A 20,115-nucleotide genomic window follows, 5' to 3' on the forward strand; every position below is an offset into this window, starting at 1 on the left:
CCCATCATTTGAAATGGTTACTTCAGAAAAGAGTATTCATTGGATTTAGATTACCGAATAACAAGTACACTACTTTTAATAAACTAAAAACATTTATAACAAAAAAATGCCTCCCAAACCCAAGGATATCGGTGAGGTTAATGATTTTTCAAATTTTTCTATAGATATATGTGGCCTGTTAGGCGATGTTATGATCAACAAATTTAAATTTTTATGTTCTCCTCTGGTCTGATAACGATATCGGTAGTAATCATTCTGGTAATTGTATTGTACAAGGACCTTTTGAGGCCCTCTTTTGCTTTTTTGGGAGCTGTATTTTTATTGCTTGTATTGCAAATAATTAGCCCTGAAGAGTTTTTGATGGGGTTGGCCAATAAACAGATAATTGTTATTTTTCTGTTAATAGGTTTGACTTCAGGTATCCAACAGAATATAGGAACTGGATTTTTTTTCAAAATTTTCAGTCAAAAATTAAAGCCAGGGACATTTAGACTTAGGCTCATGTTGTTGGTAAGTAGCCTTTCAGCAATATTAAACAATACACCGGTTGTGGCTTTCATGATTCCTTATGTAAAGGAGTGGACCAAAACCAATAAGGTTCCGGCTTCAAAATTTCTAATTCCCCTTTCTTATTCCACTATTTTAGGAGGGATGATCACTGTGGTAGGTACCTCTACAAATCTAGTGTTGAATGGCTTAATAAGCCAGTTTGGTTATCCCATGTTAGGGTTCGAGGATTTTCTTTATTTGGGTATTTTGGTGGCTACCATTGGGATGATTTATTTAAGTATTGCTTCCAATTACTTATTGCCTTCAAGGGAGGAAAATAAAAGTGAAGTAATCGATCACCTGAATGAATATTTGGTGGAAACCTATTTACCCATTGGTTCCAAAATGCATGATAAAACGGTTAAGGAGGCCGGATTAAGACAACTTAAAGAGGTTTTTCTCGCCGAAATCAGAAGAGGGAAAAATGAGATTTCTCCTGTAGGCCCAAATGAAATTTTACAGGAAGGAGACAAACTCTTTTTTGCAGGAAACTCTGAAGCTATTTTAAAGCTTATTCAGGAGGAAAACGGTTTGAGCTTACCTGAAGATGGCCATGTGTCCAATTATGGTTTCTTTCAGTTGACAGAGGCAGTGGTTCCTACTTCCTCCTCCTTGATAGGTTTAAAAGTAAAAGACAGTGATTTTAGGAATAAATATCAAGGCTCCATTATTTCCATACATCGCAATGGTACCCAATTAAAAGGAAATATTAGTGAAACACGGGTGCATGCAGGAGATCTTTTCCTAATGTTGACTGGTAAAGACCACAATCGCAATGATTATTACAAGGATTTGATCATTGTTACCCTAAGGGGAGAAATAAGTACAGATAGAGGAAACCTAAAAAGGTTGCCTTCATTATTGGCTTTGGCAGTGTTATTTACTGGCATTATTGGGTGGATAGATCTTTTTATAGCAGCTTTTGCAGGAATTCTTACCTTGTATCTATTTAAAGTGTTAAATTTGAAAACTTTAAAGAAAGCCGTTGATTTGGATCTATTATTGATTCTTGTTTGTTCGCTTTCTTTGGGCTTGGCGTTAAATAAATCAGGTGCGGCCAGTGTATTGGTGGAGCTATTGATTCATATGACAGAAGGGTCGGGCGTGATGGTTGCCTTGGTGTTATTGTTTGTCATGACATTGATTTTAACCAGTTTAATTACCAATGCAGCAGCGGTGTCAATAATGTTTCCAATTGCATTGGAGTTGGGAAATCAACTAAATCAACCCTTGACGCCTTTTTTCGTAGCAATAGCTTTTGCTGCATCAGGAGATTTTATGACTCCCATAGGTTACCAAACCAATTTGATGGTAATGGGCCCTGGGAATTATAAATTTAGAGATTATTTTATTATTGGCTTTCCACTTACATTGATTTATTCTGTTGTGGTATTGTGTTTTATTAATTGGTATTACCTATAATTTTTAAAAAAAGTGTAAAGTAAAATTCATTTATAAATGCGTGAAAATATTCATCCGTCAGTATTTAAAGTAAAAGGAGAACACCGAAAAAAAGCACTTTGTCAGCAGCCGAAATTGATTTGGTATACGGGTCTATCAGGTTCTGGGAAATCAACTTTAGCAAATGCTACAGAGGATGCGCTTTACAGAATGGGATATCATACCTACCTTTTGGATGGAGATAATGTCAGGACGGGATTAAATAAAGATTTGACATTCAGCAATGCGGACAGGGTAGAAAATATCCGAAGGATAGGAGAGGTGGCCAATTTAATGTTAGATGCAGGATTAATTGTAATATCTGCATTCATATCACCGTTCATTTCTGATAGAGAAATGATTAGGGAATTGGTTGGAGAAGAAAATTTCCTTGAAGTTTATCTTGATTGCCCTTTAGAAATATGTGAAGAACGAGACGTCAAAGGCCTGTACAAGAAAGCAAGACAAGGTCTGATCAAGGATTTTACTGGCATAGGCTCACCCTATGAGCCACCAGAGTCCCCATTTGCAGTGGTTCATACTGCTGAGGAAAAAATGGAAGAGGCAGTAGTAAGATTGGTACAAAAAATAGATAAAAAAATAAAAATTTGATATGACACAATACTATTTATCCCATCTGGAGGAGTTAGAGGCAGAAGCAATTTTTGTTATTAGAGAAGTTGTTTCTCAATTTGAAAAACCAGCCTTGTTATTTTCAGGGGGTAAGGATAGCATCGTTTTGGCTCATTTATCCAGAAAAGCTTTTTATCCTTCCAGAATCCCCTTTCCATTGATTCATATTGATACAGGACATAATTTCCCTGAAACAATTGCCTTCAGAGATGAATTGGTGAAAGAGCTTGGAGTACAACTTATTGTTGGCTCGGTTCAAAAGAGTATAGATGATGGTAAAGTAAGAGAAGAGACTGGAGCAAATGCAAGCAGGAATGCATTGCAGACGGTCACTTTGCTAGACACCCTAGAGGAAAACAAGATAGACGCCGCTATGGGAGGTGCCAGAAGAGACGAAGAAAAAGCCCGTGCGAAAGAACGATTTTTCTCTCACAGAGATGAGTTTGGACAATGGGATCCTAAAAACCAAAGGCCAGAATTGTGGAATCTTTTCAACGGTAATAAGCATATGGGAGAACATTTTAGAATTTTCCCCATTTCTAACTGGACAGAAATGGACGTTTGGCAATACATTCAATCCCAAAACATTGCATTGCCCTCCTTGTATTTTTCTCATCAGAGAGATTGTGTGGTGAGAGATGGTGTCATTCTTGCTAAATCGGATTTTGTTCAATTAAAACCGAACGAAGAGATAAAGAATTTAACGGTAAGGTACCGTACCTGCGGGGATATGCCTATCACAGGCGCTGTTGAATCCGATGCGGATGACCTTGACAAAATCATTGCTGAAGTGGCTACCACAAGGACCACAGAAAGAGGTACCCGAGCGGATGATAAAAGGGGAGAAACAGCTATGGAAGACAGGAAAAAAAGTGGTTATTTTTAGGAACAAATAGACCATATATCCCAGCCGATTAAAGGATATGCTTTTGATAAATAAATCAACACTTTTTAGTGTTCTAATTTAATTATTAAAATTTGCGGCAATTTTGAGATTTATAAATAATTCTAGTGAAATAGTATACATACAATATGAGCATACAGGAAACCAATCAATTGTTAAGATTTACCACTGCGGGATCTGTTGATGATGGAAAAAGTACCTTGATAGGTAGATTGCTTTATGATTCGAAATCTATTTTTGAAGATCAGATTGAAGCGGTTAAAACTTCTAGTGAAAAAAAAGGATTTGATTATGTAGATCTTTCTTTGCTCACAGATGGTTTGAAATCTGAAAGAGAACAAGGGATTACTATTGATGTGGCTTACAGGTATTTTGCTACCCCTAAGCGAAAATTTATAATTGCAGATACTCCGGGCCATATTCAGTACACCAGAAATATGGTGACGGGAGCCTCAACTGCAAACCTTGCAATAATTTTGATTGATGCAAGAAAAGGTTTGTTGGAACAAACTTTCAGGCATAGCTTTATCGCTTCCCTATTGAAAATACCACATGTAATTGTATGTGTTAATAAAATGGATTTGGTAGATTATGATGAGGAGGTTTACCAGGAAATCGTAAAAAATTACAAAGACTTTGCCAGCAAAATGGAAATCAAAGACATTCATTTTGTTCCGATTTCCGCACTTAATGGAGACAATGTGGTGGACAGGTCTACCAGTATGAAATGGTATGAGGGACCTACTTTACTCTACCTTTTAGAGAATGTTCACATTGCGTCCGATTTCAATCATATCGATTGCCGTTTCCCTGTGCAAATGGTGATTCGTCCTCATACACATGAGCACCAGGATTTCAGAGGTTACGCTGGTAGAATTGAAGGAGGGATCTTTAAATCTGGGGATGAAGTGAAAGTTTTACCTACCGGATTTACCTCTAAAATTAAAAGCATAGAGTTAGATGGAAAACCAATTGAAGAGGCCTTTTCTCCTATGTCGGTAACCATGACCTTGGAGGATGAGTTGGATATCAGTAGAGGTGACATGTTGGTAAGGCCCAATAATATGCCTAACGTGTCCCAAGATATCAATGTCATGATTTGCTGGATGAGTACCCAACCTTTAATGGGAAGGACCAAATTTTTACTAAAGCATACTACCCAGGAATGTCAGGTAATGGTAAAAGAAATTCTTTACAGGGTAAATGTCAATACCCTTCATAGGGAAGAAGGAGTGGATCAAATAGGGATGAATGATATTGCTAGAATTAGTATACGGTCTTCTAAACCTTTGTTTTTTGATCCATATAGAAAAAACAGGCAAACAGGCTCAATTATTTTAATTGATCCAAATACCAATGAAACGGTAGCTGCAGGAATGGTGATTTAATGTTTATTTTTAATTTAAATACCTGATTGCCATATAAATTGAAACATTATCCGTTGTTGTTAACGGATAATGTTTTTTGTTTATTGACAGAATAATTAATCGAAGATAGTTTAGTTTTTATTGGAATTTCATGCAAATTGACGAAAAACACCTTACCGAAATTGCCCTAACTGCAGCAAAAGCTGCAGGTTTGGAGATACTTAAAATTTATGAAAGTGCTGACTTAGGCCTTGAATATAAGAAGGACGATTCACCACTTACCAAAGCAGACTTAGCGGCACATCAGAAAATCGCTGAGTACCTATTGGACACCCAATTGCCTATACTTTCGGAGGAAGGTAAAAGTATTCCTTATAATGAAAGAAAAAATTGGGATTTTTTCTGGATGGTAGACCCATTGGACGGTACAAAAGAGTTTGTTAAAAAGAACGGAGAGTTTACCGTCAATATAGCACTCATCCATAATGGATCACCTGTTATGGGGGTAGTATATGCCCCTGTTTTGGATATTATGTATTGGGGTAATAGTGAAGGTGCTTGGAAAGCCAATGGAACTAGCGAGCCTATAAAGCTTTTGGAGAAGGGGGACACATTAGTGCAAACGATTGTAGCTTCCCGTTCACATTTGAGTGTAGAAACGCAGGAAGTTATTGATCAGTATCCTGGTGCTGAAGTAATTAGTATGGGGTCTTCCCTCAAGTTTATGCTTTTGGCTGATAATAAGGCGCAGCTTTATCCTCGTTTCGCTCCAACCATGGAATGGGATACTGCCGCTGCTCATGCTATCTTAAGCGCTTTAGGGTATGAAATAAAGAAAGTAACCGTTAATGAGCCACTTGATTATAACAAAGAAGACCTTTTGAATCCCTGGTTTATTGCTTCTTAGTTCCATAGCCTAAAAATCAAATAATTGATTTATCTTGACATGAAGTGCAATTTTTTAATGGTGAAATAAATATTATAGTATATAATCGTTTGTTTGCCAATTATTTAAAATTTATTGGAAACTTATAAAAATTAATAATATATTTACCAAATATTCAAGCGATTGCATGGTTTTAACTCTTTATTCCAGTTTTCAGGTTGTTTTATAAGCCCAGAAATTAACCAAATAATTTGTTTAAATGTGACATTAAAGCAGCGATATTAACTATGTTTATTGGACTAATTCTTGTTTTATTTTTTATAGCTTGGGCATTATCTTGTATTAACGTATTTTTGTTAAATAGACCTGTGGATTCACCTCTTTATTTAAGCTTTCTTTTTGAGGGAGTTAATATTTCCACAATTTGCAGAAGATTATTGACTATTGAGCATGGGTTTATATCTAAAGTTAAACCAAAAGAAATGTTTATTTTTGCTCAGAAGCTTGGTATTGCATTATTTAATAAAGATTATTTAGTTAAAAGTCCTTGTCTTACCGTTTTAAGTCTTTAACAAATTCATGATGAAACGAATTCAAAGATTAAGCATATCGAATTTAAATTTTAGTATTTTAGTAAAATTTTTAATTAGTAGAGTAAAAGGGTAAGATGAGGTTCACCCTGATTTTATAAATGTTTTAAACTATAAGAAATGAAAGTCCAGAATATTTGTTGTATTGGTGCAGGTTATGTTGGAGGTCCAACAATGGCCGTAATAGCAAAAAAATGTCCAGATATTAAAGTTACTGTGGTAGATATCAATGAGGCACGTATTGCAGCATGGAACGATGAGAATGTTGAAAATATACCAGTATATGAGCCAGGTTTACCTCAGGTAGTAGCTGAGGCAAGAGGTCGGAATTTGTTTTTCTCTACTGATGTAGACAAGGCAATTGATGAGGCTCAAATGATCTTTATTTCCGTAAATACACCTACAAAAACATATGGTGAAGGAAAAGGACAGGCAGCAGATTTAAAGTGGATTGAACTTTGTGCGAGGCAAATTGCCAGAGTAGCAAAAGAGAAAAAAATAGTTGTAGAGAAATCTACGCTACCTGTACGAACTGCTAGTGCTTTAAAAGATATATTGGAGCATACAGGGAATGGCATTAGCTTTCAAATTCTTTCCAATCCTGAATTTTTAGCTGAAGGAACAGCCGTAGAAGATTTAATGGCCCCAGACAGGGTGCTAATCGGTGGCGACCAATCTGAAGAGGGGCTGAGTGCAATTAATTCCTTGGTGGAAGTGTATGCGAGATGGGTACCGAGAGAGAGAATACTTACCACTAATGTATGGTCTTCAGAGTTATCTAAATTGACTGCTAATGCTTTTCTTGCGCAACGAGTCTCGTCTATCAATTCTCTTTCAGAGCTTTGTGAACATACCGAAGCAGATGTGAATGAAGTATCAAGAGCAATTGGAACTGATTCTAGAATAGGACCTAAGTTTCTTAAAGCATCAGTAGGTTTTGGTGGTTCTTGCTTCCAAAAAGATATCTTGAATCTTGTTTATATTTCACGTTCATATGGACTTGATGAGGTTGCCGATTATTGGGAGCAGGTGATTATCATGAATGATCACCAGAAAAAACGATTTGCAAAAAAAATTATCAAAAATTTATACAATACCGTAAGTGGTAAAAAAATAGCATTTTTGGGTTGGGCCTTTAAGAAGGACACCAATGATACCCGGGAATCTGCCGCTATTTATGTAGCAGATCATCTTTTAAATGAACAATCAAAAGTATCTGTTTTTGATCCTAAAGTGACTGAACAACAAATATATTCTGACCTGGATTATTTAGGGAGCCGTAGTTCAGAAGAGAATAAGGAGTCATTAAAAGTAGTAAATGATCCTTATGAGGTATGTAATGGTGCACATGCCATTGCTGTTCTTACTGAATGGGATGAATTTAAAACCTACGATTGGCAAAAAATTTATGACAATATGCTAAAACCGGCGCATGTTTTTGATGGAAGAAATATAATGGACAAGAAGGCCCTAAAAAATATAGGTTTTCAGGTACATTCGATTGGTACTTCAGATGACAATTAGTAATACCATCAGGTTTTACCAGTTTTGAAAAACCAATGGGACAAAATTTTACAAATCCCTTTGAACATCATCCGAGTTATAAATAAAAAAGGTGAACGAGAAATCGTTCACCTTTTTTATATTTTGGTTTTGTAGAGTTAGCTATTATAGATCAGTCTTCTTTAACGTCATCTTTTACTTCATCCATAATTTTTTCCAAAGCTTTGATATCTAATTGTTCATCTTTGGCGAAAAAGGAGGCCAGATTGGCGAAAGAACCACTAAAATATCCTGTCAATAAATTTTTAATCGTAAAACTTCTGTATTCGTCTTTAGAGACTATCGGATAATATTCGTGCGATTTTCCATATGCTTTGTGCTTTACAAAACCCTTTCTTTCCAAAATACGTATTATAGTCGAAACGGTATTGTACGCTGGTTTTGGAGCGGTCATTTTTTCCAGGACATCTTTGACAAACCCTTTCTCGATGTCCCATAGAATCTGCATTATCTGCTCTTCTGCTCTTGTTAGTTCTCTCATATTGATTATAATTGTAGGTGATTTTTTATGAACTTAACCATTTAGTTTTTTAATTGCAATACTTTTTTAAAAAAACATGACGTTTTCCTTGGTATTTTTCGAAAATGTCTGTTCAGATCAGCTTTTTAAATAATTTGTTACGTTCAATATGCTTTTACCAACAATTAGCAATATAAGGGATTAGCCAATGATAATATTTCAAGATGGCTTGGTCACTTCTCGATTTTTTTTATCCCTTGAGGAAAAAAAATAACTCAATTGGAAGGGATATTTATTCATTGATAAATAGTGCTAATATGAAATATTTAGCTCTTTTTGATCAAGTTTTTTTAAATTGATCGAAAAACTAATTTGCAGATTTCAGTTTGATTATTCCTGTAGCATGAAGTAGTTTAACAATAGGATAGGTAGGGTCAAATTCATACCATTTTACGGCAAAATTCACTCTTTTAGGTAGTCTATGGTGATTGTTTTGGAAAAGCTCTCCAAGCATAAGGAAATCCAATATCAATGAATTTTTTGATTTGTCATTATTATCAAAATTGGCATATCCGTATTTGTGACCACTCCAATTGACTATCGCACCGTGAACCGGGCCCATCATGAAATGAATTGGTAAAAGAAAATACATCCACCAATGCGTTCCTGGAAGGTCAAATACACTAATACTAAGCACATAAATTAAGACATATACGATTACCCATCCTATTCGAATTCCCATAGTGTCTGCAAAACGATCAAATTTATTCCAATCAGGAACATCTTTGACAAACCTTTCTTCTGGTTTTGCCCTGAAGGAGAAGTGTTCATTGTAGATCTTTTTGGTTTTCCACATCATGGTAAAAAGGTTTTCAGTATGATGTGGACTATGTGGATCTAACGGAGTATCGCTATAGGCATGGTGCATCCTGTGTAGAATGGCATAGGCACGTGGTGAAAGATAAGAGCTTCCTTGACACATCCAGGTGAAAACATAAAAGAATTTTTCCCAGTATTTGTTCATTACGAACATTTGGTGGGCGGCATACCTGTGTAGGAAAAAACTTTGGCAAAACAAGGAGAAATACCAGTGCAGTAGAAAGAAAACAATTAGAATCACTTGAGATATAATTTGATATAGCTTGCAAAATTAAATCGTATTTTCGTTAATTAAGCAATCCTGACCTAATTTTTTATAAAAGGTGATTATATTCATGTTTTCTGGCCGATTTTGATCGTTTTTAGGCTACTTGAGTATTCATTTTAATTATTAAAAAGAAAATTATACATTTAGGGCCTTAATGAATAAGCCCTACTCAAATAGTAACCTCTCAGTCTCGGACTCTCCATTTGAAGATCACTCAAATGGAAGGTTGGTTGTAAGTGATGCCAATTTATGGCAGCAATTTAAAGATGGGAGTGAAGCAGCTTTTATCAAAATTTACAATGATAATTTCAACATACTTCTCAACTATGGGTATCAACTTACCGGAAATCAAGAACTTATTGAGGACTGTATACAAGATATTTTTATTTATCTCAGACAAAAGAGAAAAAGCCTTGGCCAAACAAATTGCATAAAGTTTTACTTAATGAAATGTATGAGGAGGGAGCTTATAAAAGAAATAAAAAAAGCCAAAACCTCTTTCTCATTTGAATGTCAGGAAGGATTTCAAATTACTTTTTCCCATGAAGACTTTCTAATTGATCAACAAATTGAACTAGAGAAATCGGAGAAATTAAACAAAGCATTAAGTCTTCTTTCCAGTAAAAAAAGAGAGGCTATTTATTATTTTTATTTTCAAAATCTGAACTACAGCCAAATAAGTGAGTTGTTTGGCTTTTCTCATATTAAGTCTGCGCGAAATTTGGTATATAAAGCCCTTTCTACACTTAAGAATTCTATGGAATAAAGGTATTGTTTTCACTTCTTCTGGAATTACGCCTGTTAAATTTGAACTCTTTTTATTTTGCTCCCATAATTTTTTTAACAAAAAATTAACAAATAAGTGATGTCATTTTTCCTATAAAGCTCTTATAGAGTTGAAGGTATTAAAAAATGGACAACACAGAAGACACATCACTTTTATTATTAACCAATCCCGAATTTGTAAAATGGGTATTGTACCCTAATGAGGATTTAGACATGTATTGGAACAATTGGCTCCATGTACATCCTGAAAACCTATCGGAGGTTAAGAAGGCAAGAGAAATTCTTCTAGGTTTACAACATCATCCGCTCAATGTCTCGCAAGGAGTAAAGTCCCGAGTTCTGCAGAATATTTTAGCAAATGATAAAGAAGAACCATCCAATTATTCTTTTAGTACGTTACCTTATAATGAAAGAAAATCATGGCGAACTATAAATCAGTGGTATAAGGTAGCGGTAATTTTAATTTTAACATGCTGTTCCGGGTATTTGATAAGCAAGTTTGCTGTATCGGGAAAACCTATGGAAATGCTTGCGAAGACACAACCAGTAGTTATTACCAAAGCTACACAGTTTGGAGAAAAATTGAATTTCAAACTTCCGGACGGTTCAAGTGTATGGTTAAATTCAGGAAGTCAATTATCGTTTCCAGAGGAGTTTGATTCCCTTGAAAGAAAGGTTGTTTTATTAGGGGAGGGATATTTTGAGGTAAAGAAAGACTCGTCTCGGGCGTTTAAAGTGGTTTCGGGGAATTTAGAAACTGAAGCTTTAGGTACCTCATTTAATATTAATTTTTTTAACCCTCAAGAGGTGTTGATTTCTTTATTGACAGGGAAAATCAAAGTTCAATCCGAATCCTTAGCAGAAAGCTATCTCCTTGTTCCAGGAGAACAGCTGAAATACATTCAATCTGACAATCATTTCAAAATTTCTAAAATAGCTTCGGAAGCTGTTATTGGTTGGAGAGAAGGGTTGCTTTCCTTTAAAAATGCTGGTTTTGAGGAAGTTGTTGCAAGCCTTCAGCGATGGTATGGTGTTACCATCAGGGTGTCTGGGACACCTTCTGAGACCTGGGTTTTAAATGGAAAGTATAAAAATCAAAATCTTGATTTGGTGTTGGACAGAATGTCCTTCATAGAGTATTTTAATTATGATATAAATGGGAAAAACATTCACTTAAAATTTTAATGTTATGCATATATAAATGAAAAAAGAGGGTAATCCTCAAAATTGGGCAGTTAGGCAAAGAAATACGCCATGCCAAACCTTAATTATTGATTGAACAGTAAACCAATAAAACTATGAAATTTAAATTACAAAAGACAATCTACTTATTGTCACGCTATTTGCTATACGGGTTTTCCTTGCAGCTCATTTTCTTCAACCTGGTTTTGGCATTAAATGTCAATGCTCAATTTAAAAGTATCGAGGAGGTAAAGGTAAGGGTGACTGAAAATGAAATGACTTTGGGGGAATTTCTCCTAAAAATAGAATCAGAAACTGCTTTCACTTTTTCTTTTGATAAGGCAGATGTTAATGAGGATTTATCACTTGTGCTTTCAAAAGGGAATTCTAGTATAGAATCATTTTTGAAAGAAATAGCCTCCCAAACTACTTTAGGTTTTCGTCAAGTCAATGATCAAATTGACATTCGACTTACAAAAAACTCAGAATTATTGAAGGTTTCGGAAGTAGATAAGACCATCAAAGGTGTGGTTAAGGATGATCAAGGCCAACCATTGCCAGGAGCCACCATTTCAGTACAGGGAACGACCACTGGTACGATATCTGATTTAGATGGGAGCTATTCATTAACAGTGCCAGATGGGTCTGTTTTGGTGTTTTCTTATATTGGTTATGAGCCTCAAATCATTGCCATAGGAAATCAATCGATTATCGATGTAACCATGACTATGGATGAGTCCTCTTTAGAAGAAGTAGTTGTAGTAGGCTATGGTACTCAAAAAAGAAGTGACCTTACTGGGGCTGTATCTTCTGTAAAAGCTGAGGAATTGACTGCTTACCCTGCAATTGATGCCATTCAAGCCTTACAAGGAAGGGCTGCCGGAGTTCAAATCCAATCAAACAATGGAGCACCAGGTGCCAGTATGAAAGTAAGGGTAAGAGGTGGAACATCCATTAATGCCAGTAGTGATCCTATATTTGTGGTAGATGGATTTATTGGTGCAGCAATGCCTCCTCCAGAAGACATCGCTTCTATAGAGGTACTTAAAGATGCCTCTGCAACTGCAATTTATGGTTCCAGGGGAGCCAATGGTGTCATAATGGTGACCACTAAAAGAGGGAAAACTGGTGCAGCTAGAATTGAATTCAATACTTCTTACAGTATGCAAAATGAAATCAACAGACTTGATTTATTGAATGCAGACCAGTTTAACGATTATATTTCAGACGCAAGACCAAATATCCAGCCTGCAGGTGGTGATACAGATTGGCAGGATCAGATCTTCAGAACTGGAGGAATCCAAAACTATCAACTTTCCATTTCCGGAGGGACAGATAATGTCAATTATTATGTTTCAGGAGCTTATTTTGATCAAAAAGGGGTTATCATAAATTCTGATTACAACAGATTTAGTATCACCAGTAATTTGGATATCCAGGCATCAGAAAAACTTAAAATAGGATTGAACCTTTTTGCAAGAAGGAGTAACAGTGATGGCGTAAGAACGCAAGAAAATTCTGGTGGATTAACTCCAGGTGTAGTGGCTTCTGCTTTCAAATTTGAGCCTGATCAACCTATCTATAAACCAGATGGTACTTTCACAGTGGCTAGGCTTAATGATCCGCATGACAACCCATATGCAGTGGCTACTCAATTGGAAAATGAAAATGTAAATGACAGGTTCCAAGGGAATTTCTTTGCAGAATATGATATAATTGAAGGACTTAAGTTTAAAACTACTTTTGGTGCCACAGCCAACACATCTAGGACCGGAACCTATGCCCCGACATCTGTTACTGAGGGAAGAAATGTTGGTGGAGATGCTTCTATAGATGCTTTTAGAAATACACTGGTTTTAAATGAAAATTACCTAACCTATTCTAAAACATTCGGTACTGACCACACTATTTCAGCTATGGGTGGGTATTCTTTCCAATCTTCAGAAAGTGAGAGTTACGGGGCAAGAGGTACTTCTTTTATTACGGATGCGTTTTCTTTTTGGAACCTTGGCTCATCTGCAGTATGGCAAGCACCTAATTCTTCATTAACTGACTGGCAAATTTCTTCCTATTATGGTCGTTTAAATTATTCCTTAGGGGATAAATACCTCATCACATTTAATGCGAGGTATGATGGCTCATCTACATTTTCCAAAAACAATAAATGGGCATTCTTTCCTTCTGGAGCCATTGCATGGAACATGAAAAATGAACAATTCCTTGAAACTTCAGACCTTATCAGTTTTTGGAAGTGGAGAGGTAGTTATGGTATTACTGGAAACCAGGCCATTTCTCCTTATCAAACTTTGGCCAGGTTCACACCTGTTTTCACCATTATTGATGGAGTACCTGTAAATGCAGTAAGACCTACCACCGTAGCCAATGAAAATTTGACTTGGGAAACTACAGCTCAATTGAATATCGGAACTGATGTAGGTTTTTGGGATGATAGGGTTACTTTCTCTGCAGAATATTACAGGATGGTAACTTCAGATTTATTGTTTGCCGTACAATTGCCTCAATATTCGGGTTATACTACCCAGTTAAGAAATATTGGTGAAGTAGAAAACAAAGGTGTTGAGCTAACTTTAGGTTCTAGAAACCTTGTAGGGGCATTCCAGTGGGACATGGACATCAATTTTTCCAGAAATAGAAATAAAGTGCTCTCTTTACCAGAAGGTACTGAAATCCAATATGGATCAGGCCCTGGTCATATGGTTGGTTTAGGTACCACCCAACTATTGAAAGAAGGTTACCCAGTAGGTAGTTTTTATGGTTGGGTTTATGATGGGGTTTACCAGGAAGGTGATGATTTTATACCAGGTGGAGGTTTTGAACAGGAACCCGGTGGAGAAAAATTCAAAGACCTTAATAATGACGGAATTCTTAATAGTGATGATAGGGAAATTATTGGTAACCCCAATCCAGATTTCTTCTGGGGATGGAATCATGCCTTTAGGTACAAGAATTTTGACCTGAATATCTTCTTCCAAGGGTCTTTTGGAAATGATATCCTGAGCTATACCTTAATGGAGCTTAACCTGATGTCAGGTATTAACAATGCTACGACAGCGGCACTTGATAGATGGACACCTACCAATACCCAAACAGATGTACCTATGGCATTTAATGGTAGGACCCGTAGGGTTTCAACAAGATGGATTTATGATGGGACTTTTACCAGGTTAAAGAACCTTTCTTTAGGGTATAATTTCCCTAAAACTATATTAAATCGCTTGAATATATCAAAACTGAGGTTATATGTTAGTGCACAGAATATCCTGACCTTTACAGAATATGAAGGGTATGATCCTGAGGTGAATTATCGTTCCGATGGCGCTACAGATGGCAACCGAAATCTAGGTTTGGATTATGGTAGTTATCCAAATGCAAAAAGTTATACAGTAGGTCTTAATGTTGGATTTTAAGCATCGAAATTAAATAGAAATAACCATGAAAATTAATATATATAAATCTTTGGTATTGGCGGCCACCTGTCTATTTGCAGGCTGTGCTGACTTAGAAGAAAAGCCTGTAGGCTTATTGGCACCGGAAAGTTTATTTAATTCCGACAAAGATGTGGAAACAGCCATCTTCGGTGCTTATGGGTGGATAGCCAGTGAAAGGCTTTACGGTAGGCAATTTGTCACTTCAATCATGTTAAGAAGTGATATGGTGGATATTGGAGACAGAGGTACTCCTGCTGAAAGGCAGCAAGTGAATGACTTCAATATGGACGATAACAATGGTATGGTCAGAGCATATTGGCCCTATTGGTACCAGGTAGTTGGAGCTGCCAATGCGGCAATTGCAGGTGCAGAAAGTTTGGAATTAGACGAAGCGGTTAGTAATCAACTTATAGCCGAAGCCAGATTTGTAAGGGCATTTAGTTATTATCATTTGGTACGCGTATTTGGTGACATTCCTTATATAGATTATTTTATAACTGATCCTGAAGCGGTAAAAGATATTTCCAAGACTTCTGTGGCAGACGTTTATATAGGGATTTTAGCAGATTTAGAATTTGCAAAACAATACCTTCCGGATGAGCAACCAAGCGATGTAAGATCAAGGCCTACCAAAGGAACAGCGGCGTCTTACTTAGCTTCTGTGAACCTCACGCTTGCAGATTATACAAAGGCTTATGAAGAAGCCAAATGGGTAATTGATAATAAGGACAGGTTTGGCTATGATTTGGAACCTGATTATCAAAACCTCTTCAGAGCAGATATGGCGGATAACCAAAAAGAACACATCTTTGCGATCGATTTTCTTGGTCAGCAAAACGGAAGTGGTGGCGCAAATGATGATATCATGCCTCCAATGACAGGAATAAGAGGTGCAGATCAGCTGGGCTGGAGTGTGTGCGTGCCTTCTATGGCAGTTTACAACACCTGGGATGATAGGGATTACCGTAAGAAAGTAAGTTTTGAAAATGAGGCATTGGTCAATGGGGTAATGGTGTCTTATACTGAGTTCCAAAACACACAACGACCACATATTGCCAAATACAGAAGATTTCCTGGTAATAGTAATTCTGATGGAAGGTACTCAGACAATAACTATGCCGCCATGCGTTATGGTGAAGTGTTATTGATAGCAGCAGAAGCAGCTGCTGAAGTGAACAATGGACCTACAGCTGAAGCAATTTCTTTGGTAAATGAGATTAGAGAAAGGGCCAGAAATGCGGCGGGGCAAATGAATAGTTTCCCTGAAGATGTTCAAACTGGGATGGATAAAGAATCATTCATCAACCTGGTACTTGAAGAAAGGAGAATTGAACTTTCTTTTGAATACAAAAGATGGTATGATATCAAAAGGAGGAATTTAGGTGAGACAGTTTACAAAGGTTCAAATAGTCTTGAACCGCATGCTAATTTTGATGCCTCAAGAGATTATTTAATGCCTTTGCCAAGTTTAGAATTGGACGTTAATCCAAATTTAGCTCCGCAAAACCCAGGTTATTAATCATTTAATTTTTGAAAAAAAAGGTGGTAGGATTATCCTATCACCTTTTTTTTATCCAATGCTTAAGATTGGAAAAATAATTTTATAAAGTTTACCTGGAGGGCATTAAACCATTGCATAATTTGGGTTAATACACTGGGAATTCCTTTTGAAGCCCAGTAAACCCATCGATCATTTGCCATTTATCTTTGGACGGCAGAATTCGGGAATTTGAATTTAGGCTTCCATAAAGAATATAGGATAAGGCACTGGATAATTTATCATCTTCTAAGTCACCCCAATTGATCGAAGGGTCGTCTGAAGCTGCAATATCCACAGGGAAGCCATCATAATATTCTGCTTCTCCTGAAGCATTTGCAATGGCAAATGTAATGGGTACCAACTCCACGTTGTTTTGATCCAATATCTCATTAAATGAGGACAATGGAAAAGATCCCACAGGTTTTCCATAGGTTCTTTCGCCTATTAATACTACCTCCATATAGGGTCTTAGACAATTTATTACCAATTCACTTGAAGAGGCTGATCCCCTTGAAGTAAGTACTACCAGTTTATCTAAGTCAAGATTATTGGGCTTTTCGAAATTGGCGGCCTCATTAAGGTTTTCCTTGTCAATATTGAATGCATTGGTATACATTAATTTGCCATTGGCTGCAGCCGGGACCAAAGCATTCATTATTTGCTCAGCTACATCAACAGACCCACCTCCATTGTATCTTAGATCCAGGATCAATTCATTAATATTTTCTGATTCAAAATAGTTTAAGGTTTCTTCTACTTCTAAACTTTTGGTAGGTGTAATATTAGCAGTTGCTTTAAAACTGTTGTACACCCAATAGCCGATTCTTTTGTCCCCTTCTTCAATAATATCCTTGTGAAGGACAGAATTTGCCTGATAATTGTTTTTGATATTGGTTCTGGTAGTGGTACTACCATCTGGTAGTTTGAACTTGAAGGTATTGGAAATGCCTGGGACATCATCTCCCAAATTAAAATTGAAACCACCTGCTACGCTATAGTTAGCTATCGGTTTGTCATTTATTTCAAGAATTTGCCAACCTCTTTGCCATCCATCTTTTCCGGCAGGTGAATCATCGTATACAAAAGACACAAATAATTCATCGTTCTCATTTAACCCAAAACCAAATCCATGACCTGCATTTTGTCCAGTAAATGCATTGTTGAATTCTTCCTTTGTCGTAAGGTATGACCACCTGTCCAATTCAAGGTACATTAGATTGTAAAGTAATTCGTCATTGCTCCCATAGCTATTAATGTTTACCACACTTGGCAATTGGTCGTTCCAATAATACCATTCCTGCATGCTTTCTAATATGGCATTTTTAACAAGATTTGGATCCTGAGGTGTTTCCTCAGTATTTTTATCACATGATGTTGAAGTGAAAACAACTACAAGGATGAATAAAAAAAGAGTGTTTTTGGCCTTTGACATTGAAGTGGTATGGTTAAACTGTATTATAAATAACGAAAAAAAATAAAAAATAGATGTTTAAATTTTTATTTAACCCTCGTGAATTTACTCATTCTCTAACAATATTTAATTTTTTTTGAAAAGTTTTTGCATTAATTAACAAACCTCAAGGGCATTTATCTTGTTAATGAATGGAGACTAAATCAGTACTTGAAAATGACGGAAAAAATTAAAAATCAGCAAACTGACAAAAGTAAAATTATTGAAGGCTATATCAATTACATTTTAGAGACTGGCCACGAGCCAGCATCTGTTTTTAAGTTTGCGAAGGACTTAAAGATGAAAGAAGCGGCCTTTTACGAACACTTCACTTCTTTTGATGCTGTTAAAAAAGCAGTATGGGAATTGATTTTTGACAACACCCTCCATGCCTTGCAAAGTCAGGAGGTTTATCAGCCCTACACTTCAAGAGAGAAACTGTTAGGTTTTTTATTTACCTGGATTGAAGAACTAAAAGATCGAAGATCTTATTTACTTGCCGTTTATGGTGAGGTATCCTTGAAGGATCGCAGTTTCCCAACAGAATTAAAGGGGTTCAAATCAAAATTTAAAGATTTTGCCAATAGCATAGTTAATGAAGGAAAAGAAACTGAGGAGATTGCTGAAAGGCCCTATTTAACGGACAAATATCACGAAGCCATGTGGTTACAAGTTATGTTTGTATTTCGGTTTTGGTTAAAAGATGATTCCCCTGGTTTCGAAAAAACGGATGCTGCCATCGAAAAATCAGTGAATTTGGCCTTTGACCTGATGGGAAAATCAGCAGTGGACAGTTTTGTCGATTTTGCCAAATTCTTATTCCAATCCAAATAAACCATGACAGAGAAATTAAATGAGCAACAGAGCATACCTGTTACGAAGGTGCAGAGAGCGGCTAAGTTTATCAGTACGGGAGCCAAGGTTGGGGGCAATTATATGAAGCACTACGCCAAAAAGGTAGTGAATCCTTCCATGACCAAAGAGGAACTTCATAAAAACAATGCCACAGACATATACGACTCCTTGAGCGAGCTTAAAGGTAGTGCGTTAAAGGTGGCTCAAATGATGGCAATGGATAAAAACATGCTTCCAAGGGCTTATCAGGATAAATTTACCATGGCACAATACAGCGCACCTCCCTTATCTTATCCGCTGGTAGTAAAAACCTTCAATCAATATTTTAAGCAAGGTCCAGAAAGCCTTTTCGATACTTTCACAACTTCAGCTGTAAATGCAGCATCGATTGGTCAAGTACATAAAGCTACTAAAGGAGACAAAGTATTTGCTGTTAAAATTCAATATCCTGGAGTGGCCTCAAGTGTGAGATCAGATTTGAAATTGGTCAAGCCATTTGCGCTCAGATTATTGAATATGAATGAACGTGAGTTGGACAATTATATGGATGAAGTGGAGGGAAAATTATTGGAGGAGACTGACTATCAATTGGAAGTCATAAGGAGCAAAGAAATATCTGAAGCATGTGGCCATATTGAAGGTTTGAATTTCCCAAAATATTACGAAGAAAAGAGCAGTGCCAGAGTGATTACTATGGATTGGATGGAGGGGAAACACCTTAAAGAATGGCTTGAAACAAATCCGACTCAAAAGGCTAGAGATAGGGTTGGACAAACCTTGTGGGATTTTTATGACCACCAGGTACATACCTTAAAACAGGTGCATGCTGATCCTCATCCTGGAAACTTTATTATTCAGGGAGAAGACGAATTGGCCGTGATCGATTTTGGCTGTGTTAAAGTAATTCCAGAGGATTTCTATTCCGGATACTTTTCATTGATAAAGAAGGATTTGTTGATCAAAGAGGAAGAATTAGACCAAATCTTTTATGATTTGGAATTTATATCTGACAGAGATTCTCCAACCGAAAAAACTTACTTTAAAAACACCTTTAAAGAAATGATATCTCTGCTTGGAAAACCTTTCCATGTTGAAACATTTGATTTTGCAGATGACGATTATTTTCAAATGATTTTTGCCTTGGGAGATAAGATTTCTAACGACAAGATGTTTAGGAAATCAAAGCAGGCCAGAGGATCAAGGCATGGATTGTATATCAACCGAACCTATTTTGGCTTGTACAATCTGCTGAACCAATTGCAGGCCAATATTAAAACGACCAAACCCGAATGGCTTAAGAGTTGAAAGGAATGC

General features: G+C 36.5%; 15 protein-coding genes. 12 read left to right on the plus strand and 3 right to left on the minus strand.

The window, feature by feature from the left end:
* The first annotated feature begins 213 nt into the window (after positions 1-213).
* The 6 genes from AC0L7T_RS10420 (at position 214) to AC0L7T_RS10445 (ending at position 7,893) form a co-directional block, all read left to right on the plus strand.
* On the plus strand, positions 214-1,971 hold the full coding sequence (locus AC0L7T_RS10420) for an SLC13 family permease (RefSeq protein ID WP_473342537.1): 1,758 nt from the start codon (positions 214-216) through the stop codon (positions 1,969-1,971).
* A gap of 36 nt (positions 1,972-2,007) precedes the next feature.
* Positions 2,008-2,601 carry an adenylyl-sulfate kinase gene (gene cysC / locus AC0L7T_RS10425; RefSeq protein ID WP_473342538.1) on the plus strand — a complete coding sequence of 198 codons (594 nt, stop codon included), beginning with the start codon at positions 2,008-2,010 and terminating at the stop codon, positions 2,599-2,601.
* A 1-nt stretch (position 2,602) separates the two neighbouring features.
* Positions 2,603-3,508 (plus strand): sulfate adenylyltransferase subunit CysD, encoded by a 906-nt coding sequence (gene cysD / locus AC0L7T_RS10430; RefSeq protein ID WP_473342539.1) that lies wholly within the window; start codon positions 2,603-2,605, stop codon positions 3,506-3,508.
* Positions 3,509-3,654: 146 nt separating this feature from the next.
* Positions 3,655-4,914, plus strand: coding sequence for a sulfate adenylyltransferase subunit CysN (cysN, locus tag AC0L7T_RS10435; RefSeq protein WP_473342540.1), 1,260 nt, complete (start codon positions 3,655-3,657; stop codon positions 4,912-4,914).
* Between the two features lie 130 nt (positions 4,915-5,044).
* Positions 5,045-5,800, plus strand: a complete 756-nt coding sequence (gene cysQ / locus AC0L7T_RS10440) for a 3'(2'),5'-bisphosphate nucleotidase CysQ (protein WP_473342542.1) — start codon at positions 5,045-5,047, stop codon at positions 5,798-5,800.
* A gap of 689 nt (positions 5,801-6,489) precedes the next feature.
* Positions 6,490-7,893, plus strand: a complete 1,404-nt coding sequence (locus tag AC0L7T_RS10445; RefSeq protein WP_473342543.1) for a UDP-glucose 6-dehydrogenase — start codon at positions 6,490-6,492, stop codon at positions 7,891-7,893.
* A 151-nt stretch (positions 7,894-8,044) separates the two neighbouring features.
* On the opposite strand, the gene AC0L7T_RS10450 is transcribed toward AC0L7T_RS10445, so the two are convergent.
* Both AC0L7T_RS10450 and AC0L7T_RS10455 read right to left on the minus strand, forming a co-directional pair.
* A complete protein-coding gene (locus AC0L7T_RS10450) occupies positions 8,045-8,413 on the minus strand; it encodes a BlaI/MecI/CopY family transcriptional regulator (RefSeq protein ID WP_473342544.1) in 369 nt (122 codons plus the stop codon).
* Between the two features lie 346 nt (positions 8,414-8,759).
* Positions 8,760-9,512: an acyl-CoA desaturase gene (locus tag AC0L7T_RS10455; protein ID WP_473342545.1), complete on the minus strand. Its 753-nt coding sequence runs from the start codon at positions 9,510-9,512 to the stop codon at positions 8,760-8,762.
* A gap of 253 nt (positions 9,513-9,765) precedes the next feature.
* On the opposite strand from AC0L7T_RS10455, the gene AC0L7T_RS10460 reads away from it, so the two are divergent.
* The 4 genes from AC0L7T_RS10460 (at position 9,766) to AC0L7T_RS10475 (ending at position 16,475) form a co-directional block, all read left to right on the plus strand.
* Positions 9,766-10,305, plus strand: coding sequence for an RNA polymerase sigma factor (locus tag AC0L7T_RS10460; protein WP_473342546.1), 540 nt, complete (start codon positions 9,766-9,768; stop codon positions 10,303-10,305).
* A 146-nt stretch (positions 10,306-10,451) separates the two neighbouring features.
* A complete protein-coding gene (locus AC0L7T_RS10465) occupies positions 10,452-11,510 on the plus strand; it encodes a FecR family protein (protein ID WP_473342547.1) in 1,059 nt (352 codons plus the stop codon).
* Positions 11,511-11,623: 113 nt separating this feature from the next.
* Positions 11,624-14,935: a SusC/RagA family TonB-linked outer membrane protein gene (locus AC0L7T_RS10470; protein ID WP_473342549.1), complete on the plus strand. Its 3,312-nt coding sequence runs from the start codon at positions 11,624-11,626 to the stop codon at positions 14,933-14,935.
* Positions 14,936-14,960: 25 nt separating this feature from the next.
* A complete protein-coding gene (locus AC0L7T_RS10475; RefSeq protein ID WP_473342550.1) occupies positions 14,961-16,475 on the plus strand; it encodes a RagB/SusD family nutrient uptake outer membrane protein in 1,515 nt (504 codons plus the stop codon).
* Positions 16,476-16,602: 127 nt separating this feature from the next.
* Here the strand turns inward: AC0L7T_RS10475 and AC0L7T_RS10480 are convergent, their stop codons facing one another.
* Positions 16,603-17,928: a S41 family peptidase gene (locus tag AC0L7T_RS10480; RefSeq protein WP_473342552.1), complete on the minus strand. Its 1,326-nt coding sequence runs from the start codon at positions 17,926-17,928 to the stop codon at positions 16,603-16,605.
* Between the two features lie 195 nt (positions 17,929-18,123).
* Here AC0L7T_RS10480 and AC0L7T_RS10485 point away from each other — a divergent pair, with 195 nt between their 5' ends.
* Together AC0L7T_RS10485 and AC0L7T_RS10490 are read left to right on the plus strand one after the other, a co-directional pair.
* On the plus strand, positions 18,124-18,780 hold the full coding sequence (locus tag AC0L7T_RS10485) for a TetR/AcrR family transcriptional regulator (RefSeq protein ID WP_473342553.1): 657 nt from the start codon (positions 18,124-18,126) through the stop codon (positions 18,778-18,780).
* A 3-nt stretch (positions 18,781-18,783) separates the two neighbouring features.
* Positions 18,784-20,106 (plus strand): ABC1 kinase family protein, encoded by a 1,323-nt coding sequence (locus AC0L7T_RS10490; protein WP_473342555.1) that lies wholly within the window; start codon positions 18,784-18,786, stop codon positions 20,104-20,106.
* Positions 20,107-20,115 lie beyond the last annotated feature (9 nt).

It is taken from the genome of Cyclobacterium sp. 10D3-21, from assembly GCF_055809755.1.